Raw genomic sequence first — 25,008 nt, forward strand, 5'->3', positions numbered from 1 at the left:
ACCCTAGTAGTTTGCTGCATTGGTTAAGTTGTTGTGGAGGTGAACTCTGGGCGGCGCACGGCAGAAAACCGCCCGCGTCAGAGAACAGCGATTGCCCGATCGGTCGGGGCCACGGGAGCCGGCAGGATGGTGCTGCCCATCAGGAACTTGTCCACCGCGGCAGCGCAGGCGCGACCCTCGGCGATGGCCCACACAATGAGCGACTGGCCACGGCCGGCGTCGCCGGCCACGAAGATGCCCTCGGTGTTCGTCATGTAGTAGCCGTCGCGGGACACGTTTCCGCGACCGTCGAATTCGGCACTGACCTGTTCGGTGATGCCGGCAGGCTCGGCGCCCGTGAAGCCCAGGGACAGGAATACCAAGTCCGCGGGGATGATCCGCTCCGTGCCGGCCTTGGGCAGCCGCTTGCCGTCAACGAACTCCGTTTCGGCAACCTTGACGCCGGTCAGCTTGCCGTTTTCGCCGACAAACTCCACGGTGGAGGCGAGGTAGGTGCGTTCGCCGCCTTCCTCGTGGGCGCTGGCAACTTCGAACAGGGTGGGGAACGTGGGCCAGGGCTGGTGCCCTGCACGTTCCACAGGAGGCTGCTTGCCGATGGCCAGGGTGGTCACCGAGGCTGCTCCATGGCGATGCGCAGTGCCGAGGCAGTCCGCGCCGGTGTCTCCGCCGCCGAGGATGATCACATGCTTGCCCTTGGCATGGATCTGGTCCTCCACGGACTCCCCCGCCACCACGCGGTTGGCTGGCACCAGGTAATCCATGGCGAAGTGGACGCCGTCAAGGTCCCGGCCCGGGATGGGCAGGTCGCGCGGAACAGTGGCGCCGGTGCACACCACAACAGCGTCGTAACGGCGGCGGAGCTGTTCCCAGGTCACGTCGGTGCCCACCGCAACGCCGGTGCGGAAACGGGTGCCTTCCGCCTTCATCTGCCCGACCCGGCGGTCCACCTGCTCTTTTTCCATCTTGAAGTCGGGGATGCCGTAGCGGAGGAGGCCGCCGATCTTGTCGTCGCGCTCGTACACGGCTACCGTGTGGCCGACGCGGGTCAGCTGCTGGGCCACGGCAAGTCCTGCCGGACCGGAGCCGACGACGGCAACGGTCTTACCGGTCAGGCGCGCGGGAGGCAGCGGGTTGACCCAGCCGTTCTCGAACGCTTCGTCGATGATGGAGACTTCAACCTGCTTGATGGTGACGGCGGGCTGGTTGATGCCCAGCACGCAGGAGGCCTCACACGGCGCGGGGCAGAGCCGGCCGGTGAACTCGGGGAAGTTGTTGGTGGCGTGGAGCCGCTCGATCGCTTCCTCCCCCTTGTTCCGCCAGGTGAGGTCGTTCCATTCCGGAATCAGGTTGCCCAGCGGGCAGCCCTGGTGGCAGAACGGCACACCGCAGTCCATGCAGCGGCCGGCCTGGCTTTTCAGGACACCTTTTTCCTGGGCCTCGTAGACTTCCTTCCAGTCCATGATGCGGACGGGAACGGGGCGCCGTGGCTGGGTTTCACGCTGGCGTACTTTCAGAAATCCGCGTGGATCAGCCACCGGTAACCTCCAGGATTCGAGACCAAACTTCTTCGCCGTCGGGGTCAAGGCCCTCTTCGATGGCGTCGAGCCGGGTTTGCAGGACAGCCGCGTAGTCGCGCGGCAGCACTTTGGTAATACGGGCCGCGGTGTCGTCGAAGTTCTCCAACAGCCGCGCGGCCAGCAATGATTCCGTCTCCTCGTGGTGCTTGACCAGGAGGCCGTGGACAATGTCACGGTCTTCGGCGTCAAGCTCAAGGAGCTGGAGTTCGCCGGATTCCAGAGCCTGCTTGTTCAGGCGGGTGGTCCGCAGATCCAGCACGTAGGCGGTGCCGCCGGACATGCCGGCACCGAAGTTGCGTCCCGTGCGGCCGATGATGAGCGTCTGGCCGCCGGTCATGTACTCGCAGCCGTGGTCGCCGATGCCTTCGACAACGGCGGTGGCTCCGGAGTTGCGGACCAGGAAGCGTTCGCCCACCTGGCCGCGGAGGAAGATCTCGCCGCTCGTGGCGCCGTAGCCGATCACGTTACCGGCGATGACGTTGGTTTCCGCCTTGAACACGTTGGTGCGGTCCGGCCGGACAATGATCCGTCCGCCGGAAAGGCCCTTGCCCACGTAGTCGTTGGAGTCGCCGTACAGCCGCAGCGTGATGCCGGCCGGCAGGAAAGCGCCCAGCGACTGGCCGGCGGTTCCCGTCAGCGTGATGTCGATCGTGTCAGTGGCCAGCACGTCAGTGCTGAACGTCTTGGTGACAACGTGGCCCAGCATGGTTCCCACGGAACGGTCCGTGTTGATGACGTCCACGGCGATCTTGACCGGGCTGCGGTCGGTGAGTGCTTCGGTGGCCATGGTGATCAGGCGCTGGTCAAAGTGCTTGTCCAGCTCGTGGTTCTGCGAGGTGAGGTTGCGCAGCGGCGCGTCGTCATCGAACTCAAGCCCGTGCAGGATCGGATCAAGGTCCAGGCCGTCGGCCTTCCAATGGTTGATCGCCTCGCGGGCGTCCAGCATTTCGGCGTGGCCGATTGCCTCCTCCAGGCTGCGGAAACCAAGCTCCGCGAGGATCTCCCGGACTTCCTCGGCGAGGAACTCGAAGAAGTTCACCACAAACTCGGGCTTGCCGTTGAAGCGCGCCCGCAGCTCGGGGTTCTGCGTCGCGACGCCCACGGGGCACGTGTCCAGGTGGCAGACGCGCATCATGATGCAGCCGGATACCACCAGCGGAGCGGTGGCGAAACCGAACTCTTCGCCGCCCAGCAGTGCTGCAATCACAACGTCACGGCCGGTCTTGAGCTGGCCGTCCACCTGCACCACCACACGGTCGCGGAGGCCGTTGAGCATGAGGGTCTGCTGGGTCTCTGCGAGCCCCAGCTCCCATGGCACGCCCGCGTGCTTGAGTGAGTTCAGCGGCGAGGCTCCGGTTCCGCCGTCGTGTCCGGAAACCAGTACGACGTCGGCCTTCGCCTTAGTGACACCGGCGGCAACTGTGCCGATCCCCACTTCGGAGACGAGCTTGACGTGCACCCGGGCTGAGGGGTTGGCGCGCTTCGCATCGTAGATGAGCTGCGCCAGGTCCTCGATGGAGTAGATGTCGTGGTGCGGGGGCGGCGAAATGAGGCCGACGCCGGGGGTCGAGTGGCGTGTCCGGGCTACCCAGGGGTAGACCTTCTGGGCCATCAGCTGGCCGCCTTCGCCGGGCTTGGCACCCTGCGCCATCTTGATCTGGATGTCGTCAGCATTGCTCAGGTACAGGCTGGTGACACCGAACCGGCCGGACGCGATCTGCTTCACGGCAGAGCGACGTTCCGGATCCAGCAGGCGGTCCACGTCCTCGCCGCCTTCACCGGTGTTGGACTTGCCGCCCAGCCGGTTCATGGCGATCGCGAGGGTCTCGTGAGCCTCCTTGGAAATAGAGCCGTAGCTCATGGCACCAGTGGAGAACCGCTTGACGATGCTGGAGACGGGCTCCACTTCCTCAAGCGGAACCGCGGGACGCTGGCCGGTCTTGAACTTGAGCAGCCCGCGCAGGGTCATCAGGTGCTCGGACTGGTCATCCACGCCCCTGGTGTAGGACTTGAAAATGTCATAGCGGCGCTCACGCGTCGCATGCTGCAGGCGGAACACCGTCTCCGGGTTGAAGAGGTGCGGCTCACCGTCGCGGCGCCACTGGTATTCGCCGCCGCCCATGAGCGGACTGTGAGGCAGCTCGATGCCCCCTTCGGGGTAGGCCATCTGGTGCCGCGCTGAAACTTCAGCGGCAATGACGTCCAGGCCAACGCCGCCAAGCTGCGAGTGGGTCCCAGCAAAGAATTCATCCACCAGTTCCTGCCCGAGGCCCAGGGCCTCGAACGTCTGCGCGCCGGTGTAGGACGCCACGGTGGAGATGCCCATCTTGGACATGATCTTCAGGACGCCCTTGCCGAGGCCCTTGATCAAGTTGTAGACCCCGTCCTGCGGGGTGACGCCGACGACATCGCCGCTGCTGATGAGCTGCTCCACCGATTCCATGGCCAGGTACGGGTTCACCGCGGAGGCTCCGTAGCCGATGAGCACGGCCACGTGGTGCGTCTCGCGGACGTCACCGGCCTCGACCACCAAGGCGGTCTTGGTCCGGTTGGCGCTGCGCAACAGGTGGTGGTGCACTGCACTGACCAGCAGCAGTGACGGGATGGGCGCCCACTGTGCGTTCGAGTCACGGTCCGAGAGCACGACGTACTGGACGCCGCGGTTGATGGCGCCGGAGACCTGCTCGCAGATCTCGGTCAGCCGGGCGCGGAGCGCGTTCTCGCCGCCTTCGGGGCGGTAAAGTCCGCGGACCTTCATGGCCACCCTGTCGCCGTCGGGCGTCTCGATGTTGGCGATCTTGGCCAACTGGTCGTTGTTGATCACCGGGAACGGCAGCGAGACCTGCGGCTGGCGGACCTGCTTGGTATCCAGCAGGTTGCCGTTGGGTCCGATGGCACACATCAGAGAGGTGACCAGTTCTTCACGGATGGCGTCAAGCGGCGGGTTGGTCACCTGCGCGAAGGACTGCACAAAGTAGTCGAAAAGCAGGCGGGGCCGCTTGGACAGCACAGCCACCGGGGTGTCCGAGCCCATGGCACCCAGCGGCTCGGCGCCCGTGCGGGCCATCGGGCCCAGCAGGATCCTGAGCTCTTCGGTGGTGTAACCGAAAGTACGCTGGCGGATGTTCACCGAAGCCGCCGTGTGGACCACGTGTTCGCGCTCGGGAAGATCGTTGAGGTCGATCAGGTTGTCCTTGACCCATTCGGCCCAGGGGTTCGCTGCGGCGACCTCGGCTTTGACCTCTTCATCGTCGATGATGCGGCCGGCGTCGGTGTCCACCAGGAACATCTTGCCGGGAGAAACGCGGCCCTTTTTGACCACCTTGGAGGCTTCGACGTCGATCACGCCGACTTCGGAGGCGAAGACGATCAGTCCGTCCTCAGTGATCCAGTAACGTCCCGGCCGGAGTCCGTTGCGGTCCAGGGTGGCGCCCACAAGGTTGCCGTCGGTGAAGGACACGGCGGCAGGGCCGTCCCACGGCTCCATCAGCAGCGAGTGGTACTCATAAAAGGCACGCCGGGCCGGATCCATGGTGGCGTGGTTTTCCCAGGCCTCGGGGATCATCATCATGATCGAGTGCGTGATGGGGCGGCCGGAGAGCCACAGCAGCTCTGCCACCTCGTCAAAGGAGGCGGAGTCTGAGGCACCGGGAGTGCAGATGGGGTAGAGCTCTTCCGGGGACTGGCCCAGCAGCGGGTTGGCAAGCTGCGACTGGCGGGCACGCATCCAGTTGCGGTTGCCCTTGACCGTGTTGATTTCACCGTTATGGGCAATGGTCCGGAACGGCTGGGCAAGCGGCCAGGACGGGAAGGTGTTGGTGGAGAAGCGTGAGTGGACGATGGCCAGCTTGGTCTTGAACCGCTTGTCCGAGAGGTCCGGATAGAACGGCTCCAGCTGGGCAGTAGTGAGCATGCCCTTGTAGACAATGGTGCGTGAGGACAGCGACGGGAAGTACACGCCGAACTTGTTCTGCGCACGCTTGCGGATGCGCCAGGCCCGGGAGTCCAGCTCATTCCGGTCCAGTTCTTCACCGGTGGCTGAGGCAAGGAACGGCTGGGAGAAGTACGGCATGCATGCCCGCGCCATGGCGCCGACCAGGTCCGCGACGATGGGCACTTCGCGCCAGCCGAGGACAACCAGGCCCTCGTCAGCCGCCAGGCCTTCAATGCCCGCCTTGGCGGCATCGGCTTCGCGCTGCTCGGCCGGGAGGAAAGCGGTGCCTGCAACGTACTGGCCCGGAGCAGGAAGTTCGAACTGTGTGACTGCCCGGAAGAACTCATCTGGAATCTGCATCAGGAGGCCGGCGCCGTCGCCGGTTCCTTCATCGGCGCCCACGGCGCCACGGTGCTCCAGGTTGCGCAAAGCAGTCAGGGCGGCATCCACGATGTCGTAGCCGGGCTCCCCCCGGAGGGTGGCGATGATCGCCAGACCGCAGGCGTCCTTCTCCTGCTCCGGGTTGTACAGCCCACGGGCCTCCGGCAGGGACGCGAAGCGCTTGAACGGCGACATCGCGGCCACTGGCTGGTCCGGTTCGGACCAGCTGGGAGTGTGAAGAGTTTGGCTCATGGGAGACGTCCTTCCTCCTGATCGTGCGTATGGAAGGGACACCGTTGGCCCCACTCAGAGCGCCTCTGTGATGGGCACAACGAAGTGTAATTACTGGAAATTGTAGGCCAGCCCGGCCTGCTGAACTAACAGTTACGCAGGCCCCTGACCCGGGCTTGACCGGCCAGCAGCTCTATGCTGGTCCGGTGCGGGCCCTGATGCCACGACGCTGTGGTGTGTGGGCGCTCCGAGCGGTGACTCTGCTGCCCTGCCGTGCTGGCGTTTTACTTGCTGGTACCAGCCTCCGGCGCGGATCCTGTGGCTTTGTGGCCTGAAACTCCGGCCACCGGCGACTCCGGATCGGACGTTGTGCCCGCCGGAGGTGCCGGCACGTCTTCCGTTGGGGTGGAAGGGTGGCCGGAACCGCTTTGGTTATCAGGGAGATTATCACGCGATTCACTATCTGAGACAATAGGGTCCGCATCCCGGACCGGCTTTCCCTCAGCTGTTTCGTCCTCTTCAGCCGGTTCCCGGCCCGCCAGGTATGGGCTGTCAGGCTCCGGCCGGCCCTTCATGCCCAGCAGGATGAAGAAGACCAACGCCGTCACGAACACGAAGATGCTGGTCCAGACGTTCAGCCTGGCAGTAATGCCAAAGAGGTTGATCTGTTCTGCGTCATCGATGCGCATGGCTTCGATCCAGACCCTGCCCAGCGTGTAATACATGGCGTAGAGCCAGAACAGCCGGCTGCGCCGGAAATGGAACCTCCGGTCCAGCGCCAGCAGGATCAGCACACCTGCAATGTTCCACAGGGACTCGTACAGGAAGGTTGGGTGGAAGAGCGTGTCCGCAGACATGCCGGCGGGGAAGTTGGCGTTGTCCGCATCGATCTGCAGGCCCCAGGGCAGCGTGGTGGGTCCGCCGAAGAGTTCCTGGTTGAAGTAGTTTCCCCAGCGGCCCACAGCCTGGGCCAGGAGCAGGCCGGGTGCGGCAGCATCAAGGAAGGCGGTGAGTTTGACGCCGGCACGCCGGCAACCGATCCAGGCGCCGAGGACACCCAGCACCACCGCTCCCCAGATTCCGAGGCCTCCGCGCTGGATCTGCGGGATGAGCCAGAGATCGCCCGTTCCGTCAAAACCGGGTCCGAAGTATTGGTCAGGGGACGACACCACGTGGTAGAGGCGGCCGCCGATGATGCCGAACGGAATGGCCCAGATGACAATGTCCCACACGCTGCCTTCGGGCGCACCGCGCCGTGCCCAGCGGACAGACGTGAGCCAGAGGCCCACGATGATGCCGGCCAGGATGCACAGGGCATAGGCATGGATCCGCAGCGAACCCCACGGCAGCGGGATGTCGAAGCCGGACCAGCCGGGGCTGGGAATACTGGCGGGGACCAGGGCGGCTGCGTGAAGGAGGGTCTGCATCTGCTTAGGCTTCTTCCCTGATGAGTCCGGCGCTGAGTTCCCTGGTGAGGTCGGCAACTGCCGGGACCCCGCCGTCGCGGATGGCGGCAACGAGCGCCGTGCCCACAATGACGCCCTCGGCATACGCGGCAATTTCGCTTACCTGGTCCGCGGTGGAAACGCCCAACCCGACGCACACCCGCTCGGCACCGGCAGCGTGCGCTGCGGCCACAACGTTTTTGGCGGCGCTGCTGACCGAGGCGCGTGCACCAGTGACGCCCATGATGGACACGGCGTAAACGAAGCCGCGGCTCGCGTCGACGGTGCGTTTCATGCGCTCAGGGGTGGATGAAGGCGCCACGAGGAAGACCCGGTCCAGCCCGTATTTGTCGGAGGCGGCCATCCATTCGGCCGCCTCGTCGGGGATGAGGTCCGGCGTGATGAGCCCGGCTCCCCCGGCCTCGGCAAGGCGGCGGGAAAACTCGTCGACACCCATCCGGAGCACGGGGTTCCAGTAGGTCATGACCAGGACGGCGGCATCGGTCTTGCTGGTGATGCCGGCGACGACGTCGAAAACCTGGCGGACGTGGAAGCCGTTGGCGAGAGCCTCGGTGGTTGCGGCCTGGATGACCTGGCCGTCCATCACGGGGTCCGAATACGGGATGCCGACCTCAATGAGGTCCGCACCGTTTTCGGCCAGGGCGATTCCGGCTGCAATGGTCTGCTCGACGCTGGGGTAGCCGGCGGGCAGGTAGCCGATAAGGGCGGACCGGCCTTCCGCACGTGCCTTGTCAATGGCAGCTGCCGATTTGCTGGTCATCTGTGCGGTGCTCACAGCTGTTCTCCCTCTTTGCCGATCTCGGCTTCTACGGAATCCTTGTCCAGCAGGTCGAACCATTCCGCGGCTGTTGCCACGTCCTTGTCCCCGCGGCCGGACAGGTTCACCAGTACCACCATGTCTGCCGCGTTGCCTGCGGCCCCTGCGGCGCCGGCTTCTGCGGCGAGGCGCCGGCCCACCTTGATGGCGCCGGCAAGGGCATGGGCCGATTCGATGGCGGGAATGATGCCTTCTGTACGGCACAGGAGCCGGAAGGCTTCCATGGCTTCGCTGTCCGTGATGGGCTCATAGCTGACGCGCCCGATGTCCGCGAGGTAGGAATGTTCCGGGCCGACGCCCGGGTAGTCCAGGCCTGCCGAGATGGAATGGGACTCAATGGTCTGGCCGTCATCATCCTGCATGAGGTAGGAACGCGCGCCGTGGAGCACGCCAGGCTTACCCAGGGTGATGGTGGCCGCGTGGCGGCCGGTGTCCACGCCGTCGCCGCCAGCCTCAAAGCCGTAGATCTTCACGGACGGATCATCCAGGAAGCCGTGGAAGATGCCGATGGCGTTTGAGCCTCCGCCGATGCAGGCGCAGACGGCGTCGGGAAGGCGGCCGGTCTGTTCCAAAATCTGGGCGCGGGCCTCCTCACCAATGACTTCGTGGAAATAGCGGACCAAGGCCGGGAACGGGTGGGCTCCCGCGGCGGTGCCCAGCAGGTAGTGAGTATGGTCAACGTTCGCCACCCAGTCACGCAGGGCTTCGTTGATGGCGTCCTTGAGAGTCTGGGAACCGCTGGTCACCGGGATCACCTTGGCGCCCAGGAGTTCCATTCGGGCCACGTTCAGGGCCTGGCGGCGGCAATCCTCGGCGCCCATGTACACCACGCACTCGAGGCCCAGCAGCGCGGCGGCCGTTGCGCTGGCGACGCCGTGCTGGCCAGCACCAGTCTCGGCAATGATGCGGGTCTTGCCCATGCGCTTGGCCAGCAAGGCCTGGCCCAGCACATTGTTGATCTTGTGGGAGCCGGTGTGGTTGAGGTCTTCGCGCTTGAGGAAGATGCGCACTCCGCCGGCATGCTCGGAGAACCGCTTTGCCTCGGTGAGCAGGGACGGCCGGCCCGAGTAGTTCTTGTTCAGGTCCGCTACCTGGGCGATGAATTCCGGGTCAGCCTTGGCCTTTTCAAAAGTGTCTTCGAGCTCATCGAGGGCTGCGATGAGGGATTCGGGCATCCAGCGCCCGCCGTAGGAGCCGAAATACGGGCCCGGCGCGTGGCGAAGGGACCGGTCTCCTTGAAGAAATGCGTCCGCGGTGCCCTCGTCAGAGCCGGCTGTTGGCGCGTCGACCATCGGTCTCACCATCCTGTTCCACTGTTCATAAGAAATATCGGGCGGCGCCCAGGCGCTCACGACGGCGGCTGGACGCTCGGGTCATTAGATCCGTGCAGCGATGGCGGCAGCACCAGCCGCTGTGAACTCAGCGATCCGCTCGCGCGGGGTGGAGTCGCTCACCAGTGCCTCGCCCACCAGGATGGCGTTGGCGCCGCTGGCCGCGTAGTGCGTCACATCGTCCACGCCGCGCACGCCGGACTCGGCGACGATCAGTGCCTCGGGCGGAATCATCCCCGCAAGGGAGGCGAAAACGGAGCGGTCGACGTCGAGCGTTTTCAGGTTGCGCACGTTCACGCCGACAATCCGCGCTTTCGCGGCTACCGCGCGTTCGATTTCCTCTTCGGTGTGCGCCTCAACCAGCACGTTCATGCCGAGTTCATGGCTGAGCGCGCTGAATTCCTGAAGCTGGGAGTCGGTGAGTGCGGCCACGATGAGCAGGATCAGGTCAGCACCGTGGGCGCGGGCCTCCCAGATCTGGTACTCATCAAGCGTGAAGTCCTTACGGAGCAGGGGAACGTCAACGCGGGCACGGACGGCGTCCAGATCCGCCAGCGACCCGTTGAAGCGCCGCTGCTCGGTGAGGACGCTGATGACAGCGGCACCGCCGTCGGCGTACTGTTCCGCGAGGGAGGCCGGATCCACGATGGTGGCCAGATCTCCCTTGGACGGGCTGCGACGCTTGATTTCCGCGATGACCTTAAGCTGGTCCCGGTGGGCCGAAGGGCCGCCGAGCGCCGCCCAGGCATCGCGGGCGGAGGCCGCGGCCATCGCCAGGTCCTTCAGTTCCGCGATCGAAACGAGGCGCTTCCTGGCCTCCATATCCTCCCTGACACCGGCATTGATGTCATCGAGAACAGTCGCCATCAGTGGCCGGAGTTCTTCAGCTTGCTGCCTTCGACACCGTAGCCTGCCTTGCGCATGATGTAGCCGGCGATCAGGCCCAGGACCATGACCACTGCCCCGGCGATGAAGATCGGCGTGCTGGCAATCACAAAGGCGATGGACGCAATGAGCGCGCCGACCAGCATCACGATCACGCAGGTCCAGGCTGCCGGGCTGTTGCCGTGGCCCAATTCCTGGCTGTGGTCAACGGCGCCGGGGGCAACAGTCCGTGTGCCTGACTTGGAAACGGACGCAGGTGCTTTGCTCATGTGAATCTCCTCAGGATGAATACTGCTTACATTCTGCCATTTTTTGGCCGTGACCTCCTTATCGGCAGGCCGCGGCCGCTCCTTTGACAAGGTACGTGATCAGGTACGGGCTCAGGTGGGGTCGTCACCGCGGGAAAGCCGGTCCCAGCTGTCGATCTCGTCTACCGGTCCTGCTGCTGCCGCTGAGCCGCCCGGGACAGCGGCGTCATTTTTGGCTGTGTCATATTTGGTCCGGGACTTCCAGTATCGTCCCGCGGGGATAATCAGCAGGGCGCTGAGTGCCAGCAGGATACCGGCCACGACGGCGAAGGCAGGCAAGGCGGTCACCTCCACCTGGGCGCTGCCTCCGGTGATGCCGGTGGCTGCGGCGATGGAGCCTTGCGCGGCGGCCAGGGGGTCGGCCAGCACTGTTGCGGCCGCCGCGACGATGCCCGCGGATGCCAGGAGGATGATGGCGCTGGCGATCCACCGCGCGATCCGTCCCGCGATGGATGCGGCCAGTCCCCCGGCCAGCGCCACCAGCGCCAGGGCAGTCACGGTGGTGGCGGCCTTGCTGCCCTGGACCTGAAGGACGTTCTGTTCACTGGCTGCCTGGCCCAGCTGGTCCGGATCGAGGCTGACCGTCATCCAGGTCTGCGTGGTGGTGCCGAATACGGCGAGGGCCAGTACGGCGACCAGCAGCACCAGGGTGGACTTCCGGGCCCAGCGCGGAACAGACGGGCTGCTGCTCTTGACGGTAGTGCCGTTGCTCATCAGTTCCCGGTCCCGGCGTCGGGAATGGACTCGGCCGAAATGTTGTGGAGCGATCCGGCAGTGTGGACGGCCCGGAGCGGAGCAGCCGCCTTGTTCACGGTTTCCAGGGCTTCGGTGGGGTTCACGGAATCAGCCACGATGCCGCCGCCGGCCTGCACGTAGGCGCGTCCTTCGCGCAGCAGCGCCGAGCGGATGGCGATGGCCATGTCCATGTCCCCCGCGAAGTCCAGGTAGCCCACCACGCCGCCGTAGATGCCGCGGCGGTGCGGCTCGAGCTCGTCCAGGAGGCGGAGGGCTCGCGGCTTCGGCGCGCCGGAGAGGGTTCCTGCGGGGAAGGTGGCCTTCAGCACGTCGTAGGCCTTGGCCTTCGGGGAGAGCCTGCCCACGACGGTGGACACGAGGTGCATGATGTGGCTGAAGCGCTCCACCTCCATGAACTGCGTGACGTCCACTGTTCCGGCCACGCAGACCTTGGAGAGATCGTTCCGGGAAAGGTCCACCAGCATCAGGTGCTCGGCGCGTTCCTTCTGGTCGGCCAGGAGTTCCTCGGCCATGGCCTTGTCTCCCTCCACGGTCTTTCCCCGGGGCCGCGAACCGGCAATGGGGTGCGTGATGACTTCCTCACCCGTGACGGTCACCAAGGCTTCGGGGGACGAACCGACGATGGAGTACTCCCGGCCGTCGGCGTCTTCAAGGCTGAAGATGTACATGTACGGGCTGGGGTTGGTGTTGCGGAGGACGCGGTAGACGTCAAGGGGCGAGGCACCGCACTCCATTTCGAAGCGCCGCGAGATCACCACCTGGAACACTTCGCCGTCAACAATCGCTTCCTTGCCACGGTCCAGTGCGGCAAGGTAGGCAGGCTCATCCCAGCGTTCCTGAACGCTGGAAGCGAAGTCCAGGGCAGCAGGCTCAAGGACGGATACGGGCTGTGCCACCGGGGTGCTGATCCGGGTGAGCAGGGCCTTGACCCGTGCCACGGCGTCATGCCAGGCCTCGTCCACGCGGTCCGAACTGTCATCGAAGTTGATGGCGTTTGCGATCAACAGCACGGTGCCGTCGACGTTGTCGTGCACAGCCATGTCCGTGACCAGGTTCAGGGCCATTTCCGGCAACTGGAGGTCATCCTCGGGCGGGCTGGTCAGCCGTTCCCAGTGCCGGACGGTTTCCCAGCCAAGGAAACCCACCAGGCCCGACGTAAACGGCGGCAGCCCGTCAAACCTGTCCGTGCGGAGCGCTTCGATGGTGTCCCGGATGGCATCAACCGGGCTGCCGTCGACGGGGACACCCACGGGCGGCTGTCCCAGCCAGTGGGCGTTGCCGTCCTTGGTGGTGAGCGTGGCCCGGGATTTGGCACCGATAAAGGAATAGCGGGACCAGGTCCCGCCCACGGCCGCGGACTCCATCAGGAAAGTTCCGGGTTGGCCCTGCGCCAGCTTCCGGTAGAGGCCGATGGGTGTTTCCGCGTCCGCCAATACCTTGAGCCGGACGGGGATGACACGGCTGCTGCCGGCGAGTTCACGGAACTCCTCGAGGCCCGGGCTGATGATTCCAAGGTCCTGCATGGCTATGCTTCTCCGCCTGTTCTGGTGTGGCGCCAATCTTGTTGGGCGCCCGTCGTGTGCTGCCAATGATGTGAATGCCCTAAGTGCAGGGTCCCGACCCGACGTCGGCCCTGCTTTGACTTCCGGCCCGCGTCAGCCGGCCTCGCCGGCGCTGACGGTGGCCACTTCCAGGCCCCTGCCCTCGAAGCAGGTGCGGGTGCCGGTGTGGCACGCTGCACCTATCTGGTCGACACGCACCAGGAGGGCGTCGCCGTCGCAGTCCATCGCCACGGACTTGACCCACTGGACGTGGCCGGAGGTGTCCCCCTTGCGCCAATACTCCTGACGGGAGCGGGAGTAGAACGTGACTCGCCCGGTGGTCATCGTCCTGTGCAAGGCTTCGTCATCCATCCAGCCGAGCATCAACACTTCGTTCGTGTCGAACTGCTGCACCACTGCGGCCACCAGTCCGGCGTTGTCCCGCTTCAGCGCGGCGGCGACACTCTCGGGAAGCGGGCTAGCGAGCGGGCTTGCTGACGGCGTTGCCGGAGCGCTTACGGGCGCGGCGGAACCGGGGGCTGGGGCGGGGGCGGGCTGCTCAGACATCAGACCAAGTCTAGTGCCTCTGCATGGCGCCTGATGGAGTGTGAACAAGGGCACGGTTTCGGCGGCGGTTCCGCTGCCCAACTCCCCCGGTGTCATGCTAGTTTCACAAGTGATGCATTTCGTCGAACCGTCCCGAGAAGTCCTGGCCGAAACCCTGTTGGCGGCCGGCCCTGATGCCCCCACGCTCTGCAGAGGGTGGCGCACCAGGGACCTTGCCGCGCACCTTTACCTGCGCGAGCGCAAGGCGGCAGTGGGATTGGGCCTGATTATCAAGAGCCTGTCCAAGGCCTCGGACAAGGCCACGGCCAAGCTCGCTGCGAAGCTGAAAACGGCTGAGGACTACACCGGCCTGGTCAACACGTTCCGCGGCGGCCCCCCAGCGCTGTCACCCATGAACATCAAGGCCCTGGACGAGAGCTCCAACCTGATCGAATACTTCGTCCACACCGAGGACATCCGCCGGGCGGTGGACCGCTGGGCGCCCCGGGCACTCGACGAGGCGTACTCGGATGCCCTCTGGGACGAGCTCATCAAGCGTGCCGCCATCCTGTACCGGGGAGTGGATCTTGGCATCGTCCTGGTGCGTCCCTCCGGCCCGCGGCACGTCGCCAAACGCGCACCGGTCTCGGTGGCGATCGTCGGCGAGCCGGGTGAGCTGCTGATGCACGCCCACGGCCGGACCCGCCATGCCCTGGTCACGTTCGAAGGCCAGCCGGACGCCGTCGCGCTTCTCCAGTCAGCCGAAGTCGGCCTCTAGTCCCACCCGCACCCTCACCTGGCAAGTCCGCACCGGCTCCCTGCCCTCGCAAGCTCGGGCTGGGGACTCCCGGAGCGGCTCCACGGCCGAGGAACCTGCGGCGTGGGCCCAGCGTCCGGATCAGCGGACTTCGAAGCCTGCGTCCCGGATGGCCTGCTTGACCTGGGACATCATGTCGTCCGGGCCCCAGTGGAAGATCGAAGCGGCGAGCACCGCGTCTGCGCCGGCGGCAACTGCCGGCGGAAAGTGCGCCGGCTCCCCCGCCCCGCCTGACGCGATGATGGGGACCTTCACAGCGGCGCGGACCAGCCGGATGAGCTCCAGGTCAAAGCCGTCCTTGGTGCCGTCGGCGTCGATGGAGTTCAGGAGGATCTCGCCCACGCCACGGTCTGCCGCCTCCGTGGCCCAGGCAATCGCGTCGATGCCCGTGCCGGTGCGGCCGCCGTGGGTGGTGACCTCAAAGCCCGACGGCGTGGGGACGGATCCCGCCCGGGTGCGGCGGGCGTCCACGGACAGGACAAGCACCTGTGAGCCGAAGTGCCGGGTGATTTCATCGATGACGTCCGGCCGGGCAACCGCGGCAGTGTTGATCGAGGCCTTGTCCGCGCCGAAGCGGAGGAGCTTATCCACCTCGGCCACCCCGCGGACCCCGCCGCCCACCGTCAGGGGGATGAAGACTTCCTCGGCGGTGCGGCGGACGACGTCGAAAGTGGTTTCGCGGTTGCCTGACGACGCTGTGACGTCCAGGAAGGTCAGTTCGTCGGCCCCGGCGTTGTCATAACGGTGCGCCAGTTCCACCGGGTCCCCGGCGTCGCGGAGGCCTTCGAAGTTGACGCCCTTAACGACCCGGCCGGCGTCGACATCGAGGCAGGGAATGACGCGTACGGCTACAGCCATGGGTGCTCCTGGAATTCTCTGGTGGATTCTGCTGCCCGGCCTTAACGGGGCAGGCCTGATCGGCGGCGCTGCTCAGATGCGGCAGGCGTGGATGCTGCTGACCAGGATGGCGCGGGCACCGAGGTCGTAGAGCTCGTCCATGATCCGGTTGGTTTCCTTCTTGGGAACCATGGACCGGACAGCCACCCAGTCGGAGTCCCGCAGCGGCGACACGGTGGGTGATTCCAGGCCGGGAGTCAGGGCGGCGGCCTGCTCCACCAGCTCCTTGCGGATGTCGTAGTCCATGAGGACATACTGGCGTGCCACCAGGACGCCCTGCAGGCGGCGGATGAGCACGTCGATCTCTTTGACCGTGCCGTTCGCAGCACCGCCCTTCCCGGTACGCCGGATCAGGACAGCTTCCGACTTGAGAATGGGATCGCCGAAGATTTCCATCCCGGCGGCCTTGAGCGTGCTGCCTGTCTCCACGACGTCGGCAATCGCGTCCGCGACGCCGAGGCGAACGGAAGATTCGACGGCGCCGTCAAGGCGGACCACTTTGGCGTGGATCCCGCGCCCGGCAAGGTAGCCGCGGAGCAGGCCGTCGTAGCTGGTGGCCAGGCGCTTGCCTTCCAGTTCTTCGACTTTGGAGAAATCGCCCACCGGTCCGGCGAAACGGAAGGTTGAAGCTGCGAAGCCCAGCGGCAGCAGTTCCTCCGCCTCGACTTCGGCGTCCAGCAGGAGGTCGCGGCCGGTAATGCCGACGTCGAGCGTTCCCTGGCCGACGTAGACGGCGATGTCGCGGGGGCGGAGGAAGAAGAACTCGATGTCATTATCGGGGTCCACCATGACCAGCTCGCGGGTGTCCCGGCGCTGGCGGTAGCCGGCTTCGGACAGCATCTCGGAGGCGGCTTCGGACAGGGAGCCTTTATTTGGTACGGCTACTCGCAGCATGGGGGTCTTTCTTGGTTGGGAGGTCTGTTGGTCAGGCAATCGGGCCACGCAAGGCACGGGCGGAAGCTGACGTCCGCGTGCGTGCCACAGTGGCTACAGATGCTTGTAGACGTCTTCCAGGGTCAGGCCTTTGGCGAGCATCAGGACCTGCAGGTGGTAGAGCAGCTGGGAGATCTCTTCGGCCGCTGCCTCGTCGGATTCATACTCCGCGGCCATCCATACTTCGGCGGCTTCCTCCACGACTTTCTTGCCGATGCCATGGACTCCGGACTCCAATTCAGCGACGGTGCGGGAGCCTGCCGGTCGGGTGGCTGCCTTCTCACTCAGTTCAGCGAACAGCGTCTCGAAATTCTTCACGCCCTCCAGCCTACTTGCTGCGGGCCGGAGGGCGCCTGTCCGCCCGTTGCATGACGGGCGCGGTGTGAGCGAACACACACCGCGCCCGTATTTCGCTAGCGGTACTGCTTGAGCACAACTGCCGTGGCCAGCGCCGCGGTGACGGCCTCATGGCCCTTGTCCTCGCTGGATCCGGGCAGCCCGGCGCGGTCCAGGCCCTGCTGCTCGGTGTCGCAGGTCAGGACGCCGAAGCCCACCGGCACTCCGGTGGACACGCTCACGTCGGTGAGTCCCGACGTCGCGGCCTGGCAGACATACTCAAAGTGCGGCGTGCCACCGCGGATCACGACGCCGAGGGCCACCACTGCGTCGAAGTGCGGTGCCAGCCGCGCGGCAGCGACCGGCAGCTCAAAGCTGCCGGGCACGCGCAGGACGGTCGGTTCGCTGATCCCGGCGTCCTTGGCGGCCCGCAGGGCGCCGTCCAGGAGGCCGTCCATGATCTGGGTGTGCCAGCTGGCTGCCACAATGGCCAGCCGGAGTTGCGACGTTTCCGCCGGGTTGAGGGTGGTGAGGTCGATATCTGGTGCGCCGTGTCCGCTCATGCGTAATCCGTGGTCCGTTCAGTCTTGTTGGTAGTCGAAGGTGTCAGCCCCGGTGGCGGGCACCGTTGCGATGTGGGTGTCCAGCGTCAGCCGGTGCTCCATGCGGTCCTTTTTGGTCTGCAGGTAGCGGATGTTCTGGTCGCGGGAGGGCACTTCAGTGGGGACCATCTCCACCACCTTCACGCCGGCCTTCGCGAGCCTGTTCTGCTTATCCGGGTTGTTGCTCAACAGCCGGACCTCATGCAGGCCCATCTCGGCGAGGACCTGGGCGGCTGCGTTGTAGCAGCGGGCATCCACCGGCAGCCCCAGCTGCTCGTTGGCCTCAACGGTATCGAAGCCGGCCTCCTGGAGGGCGTAGGCCTTGATCTTGTTGGCCAGTCCGATCCCCCGCCCCTCCTGCCCGCGCAGGTACAGCAGCGTTCCGCCGTACTCCTGGATCATCTCCAGGGCGTAGGCCAGCTGTTCACCGCAGTCGCAGCGGTAGGAGCCGAAGATATCGCCGGTAAGGCACTCCGAGTGCAACCGGACCAGCGGGGCTTTGCCGTCCTTGGGCGGGTTGGGCGAGCTCACGGCTAAGTGCTCGGCGCCGGTAACCAGATCTGTCCATGCCTGCGCCACAAAATCACCAAACGCTGTGGGCAGCTGGACAATGGGACCGCCGCTCACGGGATGCGGGACCTTGCCATTTCCGGCCTGTCCATGGTGATGGCCATTGCCGGACGGCCCGTGGTTGTAGCTGCTCTGGTGACTGTCGTCAGCACCCCTGGTTGACGTCATCGTTTCTCCTCTTCTCCACCCAGGCGTAATGCCCGGGTGTCATTCTCCGCGGTGGCCGCAGCCCCTGCTTCCAGGTAGGCCACCAGATCCTCGATCGAGATCAGGGGGCAACCGTGTTCGGCGGCGAAAGTCCGCAGCCCGTCCAACCGCATCATCTCACCGTCGTCATACACAACCTCGGCGATCACGCCCACGGGTTCAAGGCCGGCCAGCCGGCACAGGTCCACAGCGGCCTCGGTGTGGCCGGGGCGCTCACGCACTCCCCCCTTAACGGCCCGGAGCGGAAAAATATGCCCGGGCCGCGTCACGGACGCCGGTCCCGCGCCCGGATCAGCCAGGACGCGGGCGGTCAAGGCCCGGTCCGTTGCAGAGATACCGGTGCTCACCCCTACGGCGGCATCGCAGGAGACGGTGTACGCCGTGCCTTTGGCGTCCTCGTTGACGGCCACCATGGGCGGCAGCGCCAAGCCGTCAGCGCGGTCGCCGGAAAGCGGGACGCAGATGACGCCGGAGGAGTACCTGATGGTCCAGCCCATCAGGGCCGGAGTGGCATGCTGCGCTGCGAAGATGATGTCGCCTTCGTTTTCGCGGTCCTCGTTGTCCACCACCAGCACGGGCCTGCCCGCCGCCATGGCACGGACCGCGTCTTCGATGGGATCAAGCCTTAGGGCATCGGCCAGCGCCGGCACCAGCCGGGCCGTGCCGTTCATCGTGCTGCCCCGGCGGCAGCGGCGGTGCCGGCTCCGTCGCCGCTGCCGGAAGCCGGGCTTCCGGAAGCCACGTTTCCGGAAGCCACCCTGCCGGAACCCGTGCTGAAGGCGAGGAGGCGTTCGGTGTATTTGGCGAGCACATCCACTTCGAGGTTGACCTTGCTGCCGGCCGATTTCGCGCCCAGGCCGGTCTCAGCCAGGGTTGTGGGGATCAGCCCCACTTCAAACCACGGCTCCGGGTCCGACGCCGGGCTGACCGCAGTCACGGTGAGCGAGACGCCGTCGATCGCTATGGAGCCCTTTTCGGCGATGTAGCGGGCAAGGTTGTCCGGCACTCCGAAGCGGAGCCGTTCCCAGTTGCCCAGTGCTTCGCGCTCCAGGAGCCGGCCCACGCCGTCGACGTGTCCCTGGACCACGTGCCCGTCCAGCCGTCCACCTGCCGGCACGCAACGCTCAAGGTTGACGGAATCGCCGGCGGCAAGTTCACCGATGGTGCTGCGGACCAGGGTTTCACCCATGACATCGACACTGAAGTCCTTGCCGTCAATCTCTGTGGCTGTCAGGCAAACGCCGTTCACGGCGATGGACCCTCCCAGCGCCAGGCCCTCGGTGGTGCCTGGCGCGTGCAGCCTGACAGTGGCGCTGGTGTCGCCGTCCCTCTCAACGGACAGGACCCGTCCCTGCTCGGCAATAATTCCGGTAAACATCAGTAGCCTCCCATGGCTGGTTCCGCGCCGGCGCGGAGGGGTTGTGGTTCCAAAGATTCAGTGTGTTGCGGACGCAGGTGCAGCCTCAGGTCACGGCCCAGGGACCGTACCGACCCGCCGTCGGCCTGGTCCCATTCCCATTGCTGGGCCTCCGCGAGGGTGCTGATTCCCAGTCCGTTCAGGGCAGGTGTTCCGGAACCAAGCAAGGTAGGAGCCAGATACACAATGAGCTCGTCAACGAGTCCCGCCGTCAGGAAAGCACTGAGGATCCGGGAACCGCCTTCCACCATAAGGTGCCGGATTCCGGCCGTGTAGAGCTGCGAGAGCGCTTCCCGGGGATCACGCGTGGGCAGATGGAGCACCCGGCCGTCTTCCCCCCGCACGGCGGCGTCCGCCGGAATGTCCCGCAGTCCCATCACCGCCCGCAGCGGCTGGTGTCCTGCCGGGGTTCCGGATGCATCGCGGGCGGTCAGCCTCGGGTTGTCCACCAGCACGGTCTGGGTGCCCACCAGGATGGCGTCGATCCGGCCCCTCAGCCCGTGGTTGTCGGCGAGCGATTCGGGGCAGGAAATCCATTGGCTGGTCCCGTCCTCCGCCGCGATGCGGCTGTCCAGCGTCTGGGCGATGTGCAGGGTGACGAACGGGCGCTTCGCCGCGACCGCCTGGAACCAGTGGCGGTTCAGCTCCAGGGCCTCGCCGGCGGCCAGCCCGCTCCGTACCCTGATACCGGCTCCCCGAAGGGTGGCCGCCCCGCCGGCCGCAGGATCGTGCGGATCATCGACGGCGTAGATGACGTCAGTGATGCCCGCACTGATGATCGCTTGGGCGCAGGGGCCCGTACGGCCGCAATGGTTGCAGGGTTCCAGCGTGACCACCATGGTGGAACCGCGGAGGTCAATCCCGGCGGCAGCCGCCTGGGCGATCGCATCCGCCTCCGCATGTGCGGTGCCAGCGCCGCGGTGGAACCCGGTCACCAGCTGCCGGCCGTTGGCATCAACGACGACGGCGCCCACCAGCGGGTTCGCTCCGCGCGGCCCCCGCAGGGCTGCTTCGAGCGCCGCGTCCATGGCGGCGGTCTCGGTTGCGCTGAAAGCGGTCACAATCCCGGTGGCTGGCTGATTCTCGGCTGTTGGCTGAAATTCGGCGACAGGCAGGTTCATGGCCCGCTGCCCGGATGCTGCCGTCACGGGGTGGCCGCCCGCGAGGCAAAGACAGCTTCCGGGCCAGCAGGATTCTTGGCATCAAAGAGCCATCGCAAAGGGTTCATGTCTGTGTGTCGTTCCTTCCCTCTCGAACCGCGATGGCTCCGGGGGTATACGACAGCAGAAGGCCGCGGCGTCAGGAGACACCGCAGGTACAGCTGTACGTGCTTCTCTCATCCAGACTTTAACTGTCGGTACCGGAATTTCACCGGTTCAACCGTCCGCCGGGTCCTTTCCTGGGGAGGGAAGGCACCGGCTCGCGGGTCGCGGACTGTCACCGCCGGTTCGGACTTACACCGACCCCGGAGCACGTATTGTGTGTTGCTATTCTGCCATAACCCCGAGGGGCTCCAGACTATTCCGCCGACCCCGAACGTAACTTTTGGCTGCCGGCCTCGCGCAGCCGGCTGATCGCCTCAGCAGGGTTCTCCGCGCCGTAAACGGCCGAGCCCGCAACAAAGACATTTGCTCCGGCCTCGGCAGCCCGGACAATGGTTTCCTCGGTGATGCCGCCATCGACCTGGATGGCAACACCGGCCCCGGAGCCGTCAATGGCTGCCCTTGCCCGGCGGATTTTCGGCAATGTGAGGTCCAGGAACGACTGGCCGCCGAAACCTGGCTCCACCGTCATGATCAGCAGCATGTCCAGCTCGGACAGCATGTCAAGGTAGGGCTCCACCGGGGTGCCCGGCCTCAGCGCCATCCCCGCCTTCGAGCCGCGGGCCCGCAGCTCACGCGCCAGCTTGATGGGCGCAATGGACGCCTCGGCATGGAAGGTCACTGACGCGAGCCCCGCGTCGGCGAAGCCTGGCGCCCAGCGGTCAGCGTCGTCGATCATCAGGTGCGCATCCAGCGGCACGGGACTGACGGCCTGGATCCGTTGGACAACGGGCAGCCCGATGGTGAGGTTGGGAACGAAATGGTTGTCCATCACGTCCACGTGCACGGCGTCAGCATTGCTGATGCGCTGCAATTCGGCTTCGAGGTTGACGAAGTCGGCAGAGAGGATGCTGGGGTTGATGCAGCACTGCGTCACGGGGGAACCTTTCACTGGGTCTGCTGGAATGTGTCTGTTCGATCCGGAAGCCTGTTTTCCGCGCGGGTTCAGGCTGCTGATTCAGGCTTCGGATTCAGGCTTTCTTCCGGATGAGGGCGAGGAACATCGCATCCGTGCTGTGGACGTGGGGCCAGAGCTGGGCGGTGGACCCGTGGCCTGCGCCCAAGTTTCCCGTGAGGCTCACGCTGTCCAGCGCCGCGCCGGCATCCAGCAGCTCAAGGTCCTGGCGCTTGCGAAGGGCGTCAGTCACCACTGCAGTCGTCTCCGCCGGGTGTGGCGAGCAGGTCACGTAGGCCACCACTCCTCCGGGCCGTACAGCGTCGAGGGCTGACTTGAGCAGGTCGCGCTGAAGCGGTCCCAGGTCTGCCAGGTCCTTGGGGGTGCGGCGCCAGCGGGACTCCGGGCGGCGCCGGAGCGCTCCAAGTCCGCTGCACGGCACATCCACCAGGACCCGGTCGAAGGCCTCCGGCTGTTCCGTGCCCACCTCGCGGCCGTCGCCGGTCCGGACGCCCCAGACGTGCTTCGGCACCGCGGACAGGGCCTGGCTGACAAGCTTGGCCCGGTGCGGGGCGGGTTCGTTGGCGAGCAGGGTTGCGCCCCGGGCGTTGGCCAGTGCACCCAGCAGGGCCGCCTTGCCGCCTGGCCCGGCGCACAGATCCAGCCAGGTCTCGGCCGCAGGTCTGTTTCCCGGAGCTGCCGCCGGCCGCGGGCCCAGGTCCACAGCTGCCATGGCCCGGGCCACCAGCTGCGAGCCCACGTCCTGGACCCTGATGCTGCCGTCGCGTACGGATGCCAGCCGGCCGAGGTCTCCGCCGCTTGAGAGTGCCGAACCTTCGACGAGGTCACCGGGCGTGGCACCGTTTTCCAAGGCCTCATCCAAGCTGCCAAGGCCGGGCAATGCCACGAGGTTGACCACCGGGGCGGCGTTGTCCGCTTCAAGCAGTTCGTTGACTTCCGCTGCGGAGCGTCCGTGCGCCACCAGCGACTGTCGCATGGCGCGGACAATCCATTCCGGGTGGGCATAGCGGATGGAGGCAATCCTGGTCTCATCGCTTTCGCCGGTGACCAGCAGGTCAAGCCACTCGTCAAGGCTGTGCGCGGTGACCTTTCGGAGCACGGCGTTGACGAGGGCAGATGGGCCGGCACCGATCACGGCGCGGGCCAGCCCGACCGTCTGGTCCAGGGCCGCATGGGCAGGGACACGCATGGCCAGCAGCTGATGAGTCCCGATCCGCAGGGCGTCGAGGATGGCGGGATCAAGCTGGTCCAGGGACCTGTCGACGCAGCGCGCCAGAATCGCGTCGTACGTTCCTTGGCCGCGCAGGGCGCCATAGCTCAGTTCCGTGGCGAAGCCGGCGTCGCGTTTGTCCAAGCCGTGATGGCGGATCCGGGCGGGCAGCACCAGGTTTGCGTAGGCGTCCTCGGCAGCCACAGCACGCAGGACTTCGAAGGCCACCAGCCGTGCCGGATCGGCCCGGCGGGTGCGCTGTGAGGGCGCGTTCTCGGTGAAGCTTCGCTGGGGGCCGCGGTTCCGTTCGCGGCCCTGCGCATTGCGCTGGCTGCCGTCCCGCTGGCCTCCGGCACCGCGCCCGCCGCGTTGCCCGCCGCCTTTGCCTCGGCCGCCTGGATTCCCGCCGGACTCGCTCATTCGAACACCACGCTTTCAAGTGAAGCCATGCCGCGCGCCCAGTCAGCCGCGGCCATCATCTTTTTGCCCGAAGGCTGGATCCGTGTGAGCTCCACCGCGTGGGATCCTGTGCCAACCAGGACGATCTTGCCGCTTTGCTGCACAGATCCGGGTGCCAGGTCTGGGACGTCAGGCCTCAGCCGGACTGGTTCGAGCTTGACGCGCTGCCCGTCCAGGGTGGTCCAGGCGCCAGGCTCGGGAGTGACCCCACGGGCTTGCCTCCCGATGGCAAGGGCGGGCTGGTTCCACTTGATCCGGCCGTCGTCGATGGTCAGCTTGGGCGCAAGCGAGACTTCTCCCTGCTGCGGCTCGGGAACGGCCTTCCCGGCTTCCACGGCCGACAACGTCTGCGCGAGGAGGACGGCCCCGCTGTGGGAGAGCCGTTCAAGCAGGACTCCCGCGGTGTCTTCGGGGCCGACACGCTCCGTCAGCGTGCCGAACACAGGGCCGCTGTCCAGTCCTTCCTCCAGCAGGAATGTGACCGCCCCCGTAATGTCATCGCCGGCCATCACGGCCCGTTGCACGGGAGCCGCCCCGCGCCAGGCAGGAAGCAGCGAAAAGTGCAGGTTTATCCAGCCGTGCCTCGGAACATCAAGAGCGGCTCGGGGAACCAGTCCGCCATAGGCCACGATGGCCGCCACGTCCGGACTGACTGCGGCGATCTTCGCCGTCACGGCGTCATCTACACGGGAAGCGTGGACCACCTCAATGCCCAGCTCGGCAGCCCGGGCGGCAACGGGCGACGGCGTAAGCACCCGCTTGCGTCCGATCGGCGCGTCCGGCCGGGTCAGGACGGCAACAACGTCGAATCCGGCCTCAACGAGGGCATCCAGCGAGGGAACTGCAACTGCAGGCGTACCGGCAAAAAGTACCCTCATGTGGCGGCGCCGCCTGAGGTGTTACCGGCTGCTTTGCCAAAGCTCGTCCCGCCAAAACTGGACCCGACTGATTTGGCGCGGTTCGCCGTCGTACGTTCCGTGACGGCGTCATAGTTGGCGTTGCGGATGGAGCGCAGGGCTGTCTTCCTGTCCTCGCCCTCCAGCCTGTCGGTGTAGAGGATGCCGTCCAGGTGGTCCGTCTCGTGCTGAAAGCAGCGTGCCAGCAGTCCCTCGGCGTCCAAGGAAACCGGCTGGCCGTTCAGATCAACCCCCGTTGCGCGGGTGGTGCGGAAGCGGCGGACCGGGAAACCAAGCCCCGGGATGGAAAGGCAGCCCTCAATCTGGTCGGGCTGGTAGTCCTCGCTGTTTTCCAGGACAGGGTTGATGATGTGACCCTCCACCCCGCCAACGCGGTAGGTGAAAACCCGCTGGCTGACCCCGATCTGTGGGGCGGCCAGCCCAGCACCGTCCACATCCTCCATCGTTTCCATCATGTCTGCGACGAGTTTGGCCAGCTCCGGCCCGAATTCCGTCACGGGATCGGCCACTGTGCGGAGCACGGGATCACCGATGATGCGGATATTCAGAATGGCCATGTGCTGTCTTTCCTCACGGTGGGCGGTAATGGGAACCAATCCAGTTTAGGTGCAGAGACTCCGGTGCAAGGACTG

At 66.0% G+C, this 25,008-nt stretch carries 23 protein-coding genes and 1 riboswitch; of the genes, 1 reads left to right on the top strand and 22 read right to left on the bottom strand.

Features of this window, described 5'->3' with window-relative positions; translation table 11 throughout:
• Positions 1 to 77: 77 nt before the first annotated feature.
• The 10 genes from QFZ30_RS11545 to hisI all read right to left on the bottom strand — a co-directional run bounded on the left by QFZ30_RS11545 (position 78) and on the right by hisI (position 13,794).
• Entirely contained in the window at positions 78 to 1,535 is a 1,458-nt protein-coding gene (locus tag QFZ30_RS11545) for a glutamate synthase subunit beta (protein WP_307076310.1), read from the bottom strand.
• Positions 1,528 to 6,144: a glutamate synthase large subunit gene (gene gltB / locus QFZ30_RS11550; protein ID WP_307076312.1), complete on the bottom strand. Its 4,617-nt coding sequence runs from the start codon at positions 6,142 to 6,144 to the stop codon at positions 1,528 to 1,530. The genes QFZ30_RS11545 and gltB overlap by 8 nt, the downstream gene beginning before the upstream one ends.
• 263 nt (positions 6,145 to 6,407) lie before the next feature.
• A complete protein-coding gene (gene lgt / locus QFZ30_RS11555) occupies positions 6,408 to 7,550 on the bottom strand; it encodes a prolipoprotein diacylglyceryl transferase (RefSeq protein WP_307076313.1) in 1,143 nt (380 codons plus the stop codon).
• A 4-nt stretch (positions 7,551 to 7,554) separates the two neighbouring features.
• The gene (gene trpA, locus QFZ30_RS11560) at positions 7,555 to 8,349 is read right to left on the bottom strand and encodes a tryptophan synthase subunit alpha (RefSeq protein ID WP_307080209.1); all 795 of its coding nucleotides are present in this window, start codon (positions 8,347 to 8,349) and stop codon (positions 7,555 to 7,557) included.
• Between the two features lie 11 nt (positions 8,350 to 8,360).
• Positions 8,361 to 9,698, bottom strand: coding sequence for a tryptophan synthase subunit beta (gene trpB / locus QFZ30_RS11565; RefSeq protein WP_307076316.1), 1,338 nt, complete (start codon positions 9,696 to 9,698; stop codon positions 8,361 to 8,363).
• Positions 9,699 to 9,782: 84 nt separating this feature from the next.
• Positions 9,783 to 10,604, bottom strand: a complete 822-nt coding sequence (gene trpC / locus QFZ30_RS11570) for an indole-3-glycerol phosphate synthase TrpC (protein ID WP_307076319.1) — start codon at positions 10,602 to 10,604, stop codon at positions 9,783 to 9,785.
• A complete protein-coding gene (locus tag QFZ30_RS11575) occupies positions 10,604 to 10,891 on the bottom strand; it encodes an HGxxPAAW family protein (protein WP_307076321.1) in 288 nt (95 codons plus the stop codon). The genes trpC and QFZ30_RS11575 overlap by 1 nt, the downstream gene beginning before the upstream one ends.
• A gap of 111 nt (positions 10,892 to 11,002) precedes the next feature.
• Positions 11,003 to 11,644: a Trp biosynthesis-associated membrane protein gene (locus tag QFZ30_RS11580; protein WP_307076323.1), complete on the bottom strand. Its 642-nt coding sequence runs from the start codon at positions 11,642 to 11,644 to the stop codon at positions 11,003 to 11,005.
• Positions 11,644 to 13,209, bottom strand: a complete 1,566-nt coding sequence (locus QFZ30_RS11585; RefSeq protein WP_307076325.1) for an anthranilate synthase component I — start codon at positions 13,207 to 13,209, stop codon at positions 11,644 to 11,646. The genes QFZ30_RS11580 and QFZ30_RS11585 overlap by 1 nt, the downstream gene beginning before the upstream one ends.
• Positions 13,210 to 13,341: 132 nt before the next feature.
• Positions 13,342 to 13,794: a phosphoribosyl-AMP cyclohydrolase gene (hisI, locus tag QFZ30_RS11590; protein WP_307076327.1), complete on the bottom strand. Its 453-nt coding sequence runs from the start codon at positions 13,792 to 13,794 to the stop codon at positions 13,342 to 13,344.
• Positions 13,795 to 13,906: 112 nt separating this feature from the next.
• Here hisI and QFZ30_RS11595 point away from each other — a divergent pair, with 112 nt between their 5' ends.
• Positions 13,907 to 14,551 (top strand): TIGR03085 family metal-binding protein, encoded by a 645-nt coding sequence (locus QFZ30_RS11595; RefSeq protein ID WP_307080211.1) that lies wholly within the window; start codon positions 13,907 to 13,909, stop codon positions 14,549 to 14,551.
• 120 nt (positions 14,552 to 14,671) lie between these two features.
• On the opposite strand, the gene hisF is transcribed toward QFZ30_RS11595, so the two are convergent.
• The 12 genes from hisF to def form a co-directional block, all read right to left on the bottom strand.
• A complete protein-coding gene (gene hisF, locus QFZ30_RS11600; RefSeq protein ID WP_307076329.1) occupies positions 14,672 to 15,448 on the bottom strand; it encodes an imidazole glycerol phosphate synthase subunit HisF in 777 nt (258 codons plus the stop codon).
• 72 nt (positions 15,449 to 15,520) lie between these two features.
• Positions 15,521 to 16,381, bottom strand: coding sequence for an ATP phosphoribosyltransferase (gene hisG / locus QFZ30_RS11605; protein WP_307076331.1), 861 nt, complete (start codon positions 16,379 to 16,381; stop codon positions 15,521 to 15,523).
• A gap of 93 nt (positions 16,382 to 16,474) precedes the next feature.
• On the bottom strand, positions 16,475 to 16,738 hold the full coding sequence (locus QFZ30_RS11610) for a phosphoribosyl-ATP diphosphatase (RefSeq protein WP_028270786.1): 264 nt from the start codon (positions 16,736 to 16,738) through the stop codon (positions 16,475 to 16,477).
• 95 nt (positions 16,739 to 16,833) lie between these two features.
• A complete protein-coding gene (gene ribH, locus QFZ30_RS11615; RefSeq protein WP_307076333.1) occupies positions 16,834 to 17,319 on the bottom strand; it encodes a 6,7-dimethyl-8-ribityllumazine synthase in 486 nt (161 codons plus the stop codon).
• 18 nt (positions 17,320 to 17,337) lie between these two features.
• Positions 17,338 to 18,096 carry a GTP cyclohydrolase II gene (gene ribA / locus QFZ30_RS11620; RefSeq protein ID WP_307076335.1) on the bottom strand — a complete coding sequence of 253 codons (759 nt, stop codon included), beginning with the start codon at positions 18,094 to 18,096 and terminating at the stop codon, positions 17,338 to 17,340.
• A complete protein-coding gene (ribB, locus tag QFZ30_RS11625) occupies positions 18,093 to 18,806 on the bottom strand; it encodes a 3,4-dihydroxy-2-butanone-4-phosphate synthase (protein ID WP_307076337.1) in 714 nt (237 codons plus the stop codon). Before ribB ends, ribA begins: the two co-directional genes overlap by 4 nt.
• Positions 18,803 to 19,513: a riboflavin synthase gene (locus QFZ30_RS11630; RefSeq protein ID WP_307076339.1), complete on the bottom strand. Its 711-nt coding sequence runs from the start codon at positions 19,511 to 19,513 to the stop codon at positions 18,803 to 18,805. Before QFZ30_RS11630 ends, ribB begins: the two co-directional genes overlap by 4 nt.
• Positions 19,513 to 20,580: a bifunctional diaminohydroxyphosphoribosylaminopyrimidine deaminase/5-amino-6-(5-phosphoribosylamino)uracil reductase RibD gene (ribD, locus tag QFZ30_RS11635; RefSeq protein ID WP_307080213.1), complete on the bottom strand. Its 1,068-nt coding sequence runs from the start codon at positions 20,578 to 20,580 to the stop codon at positions 19,513 to 19,515. Before ribD ends, QFZ30_RS11630 begins: the two co-directional genes overlap by 1 nt.
• 295 nt (positions 20,581 to 20,875) lie before the next feature.
• A riboswitch (FMN riboswitch) is annotated at positions 20,876 to 21,030 on the bottom strand.
• 40 nt (positions 21,031 to 21,070) lie between these two features.
• Entirely contained in the window at positions 21,071 to 21,751 is a 681-nt protein-coding gene (rpe, locus tag QFZ30_RS11640; RefSeq protein WP_307080214.1) for a ribulose-phosphate 3-epimerase, read from the bottom strand.
• A gap of 94 nt (positions 21,752 to 21,845) precedes the next feature.
• Positions 21,846 to 23,420 carry an RsmB/NOP family class I SAM-dependent RNA methyltransferase gene (locus tag QFZ30_RS11645; RefSeq protein WP_307076341.1) on the bottom strand — a complete coding sequence of 525 codons (1,575 nt, stop codon included), beginning with the start codon at positions 23,418 to 23,420 and terminating at the stop codon, positions 21,846 to 21,848.
• Positions 23,417 to 24,337, bottom strand: coding sequence for a methionyl-tRNA formyltransferase (gene fmt / locus QFZ30_RS11650; protein WP_307076342.1), 921 nt, complete (start codon positions 24,335 to 24,337; stop codon positions 23,417 to 23,419). Before fmt ends, QFZ30_RS11645 begins: the two co-directional genes overlap by 4 nt.
• Positions 24,334 to 24,933, bottom strand: coding sequence for a peptide deformylase (gene def, locus QFZ30_RS11655; RefSeq protein WP_307076344.1), 600 nt, complete (start codon positions 24,931 to 24,933; stop codon positions 24,334 to 24,336). The genes fmt and def overlap by 4 nt, the downstream gene beginning before the upstream one ends.
• Positions 24,934 to 25,008: the final 75 nt, after the last annotated feature.

This window comes from Arthrobacter pascens (assembly GCF_030815585.1).
Lineage (GTDB): Bacteria > Actinomycetota > Actinomycetes > Actinomycetales > Micrococcaceae > Arthrobacter > Arthrobacter pascens_A.

Excerpts from the sequence above, each read along its gene's own strand:
- ribA (WP_307076335.1), bottom strand. The coding sequence starts at position 18,096 with ATGACGTCAACCAGGGGTGCTGACGACAGTCACCAGAGCAGCTACAAC.
- trpC (WP_307076319.1), bottom strand. The coding sequence starts at position 10,604 with ATGGCGACTGTTCTCGATGACATCAATGCCGGTGTCAGGGAGGATATG.
- def (WP_307076344.1), bottom strand. The coding sequence starts at position 24,933 with ATGGCCATTCTGAATATCCGCATCATCGGTGATCCCGTGCTCCGCACA.
- lgt (WP_307076313.1), bottom strand. The coding sequence starts at position 7,550 with ATGCAGACCCTCCTTCACGCAGCCGCCCTGGTCCCCGCCAGTATTCCC.
- hisF (WP_307076329.1), bottom strand. The coding sequence starts at position 15,448 with ATGGCTGTAGCCGTACGCGTCATTCCCTGCCTCGATGTCGACGCCGGC.
- QFZ30_RS11575 (WP_307076321.1), bottom strand. The coding sequence starts at position 10,891 with ATGAGCAAAGCACCTGCGTCCGTTTCCAAGTCAGGCACACGGACTGTT.
- gltB (WP_307076312.1), bottom strand. The coding sequence starts at position 6,144 with ATGAGCCAAACTCTTCACACTCCCAGCTGGTCCGAACCGGACCAGCCA.
- QFZ30_RS11645 (WP_307076341.1), bottom strand. The coding sequence starts at position 23,420 with ATGAGCGAGTCCGGCGGGAATCCAGGCGGCCGAGGCAAAGGCGGCGGG.
- ribB (WP_307076337.1), bottom strand. The coding sequence starts at position 18,806 with ATGAACGGCACGGCCCGGCTGGTGCCGGCGCTGGCCGATGCCCTAAGG.
- QFZ30_RS11595 (WP_307080211.1), top strand. The coding sequence starts at position 13,907 with ATGCATTTCGTCGAACCGTCCCGAGAAGTCCTGGCCGAAACCCTGTTG.
- ribD (WP_307080213.1), bottom strand. The coding sequence starts at position 20,580 with ATGGACGCGGCGCTCGAAGCAGCCCTGCGGGGGCCGCGCGGAGCGAAC.
- hisI (WP_307076327.1), bottom strand. The coding sequence starts at position 13,794 with ATGTCTGAGCAGCCCGCCCCCGCCCCAGCCCCCGGTTCCGCCGCGCCC.
- trpB (WP_307076316.1), bottom strand. The coding sequence starts at position 9,698 with ATGGTCGACGCGCCAACAGCCGGCTCTGACGAGGGCACCGCGGACGCA.
- QFZ30_RS11580 (WP_307076323.1), bottom strand. The coding sequence starts at position 11,644 with ATGAGCAACGGCACTACCGTCAAGAGCAGCAGCCCGTCTGTTCCGCGC.
- trpA (WP_307080209.1), bottom strand. The coding sequence starts at position 8,349 with ATGACCAGCAAATCGGCAGCTGCCATTGACAAGGCACGTGCGGAAGGC.
- fmt (WP_307076342.1), bottom strand. The coding sequence starts at position 24,337 with ATGAGGGTACTTTTTGCCGGTACGCCTGCAGTTGCAGTTCCCTCGCTG.
- QFZ30_RS11630 (WP_307076339.1), bottom strand. The coding sequence starts at position 19,513 with ATGTTTACCGGAATTATTGCCGAGCAGGGACGGGTCCTGTCCGTTGAG.
- hisG (WP_307076331.1), bottom strand. The coding sequence starts at position 16,381 with ATGCTGCGAGTAGCCGTACCAAATAAAGGCTCCCTGTCCGAAGCCGCC.
- ribH (WP_307076333.1), bottom strand. The coding sequence starts at position 17,319 with ATGAGCGGACACGGCGCACCAGATATCGACCTCACCACCCTCAACCCG.
- QFZ30_RS11585 (WP_307076325.1), bottom strand. The coding sequence starts at position 13,209 with ATGCAGGACCTTGGAATCATCAGCCCGGGCCTCGAGGAGTTCCGTGAA.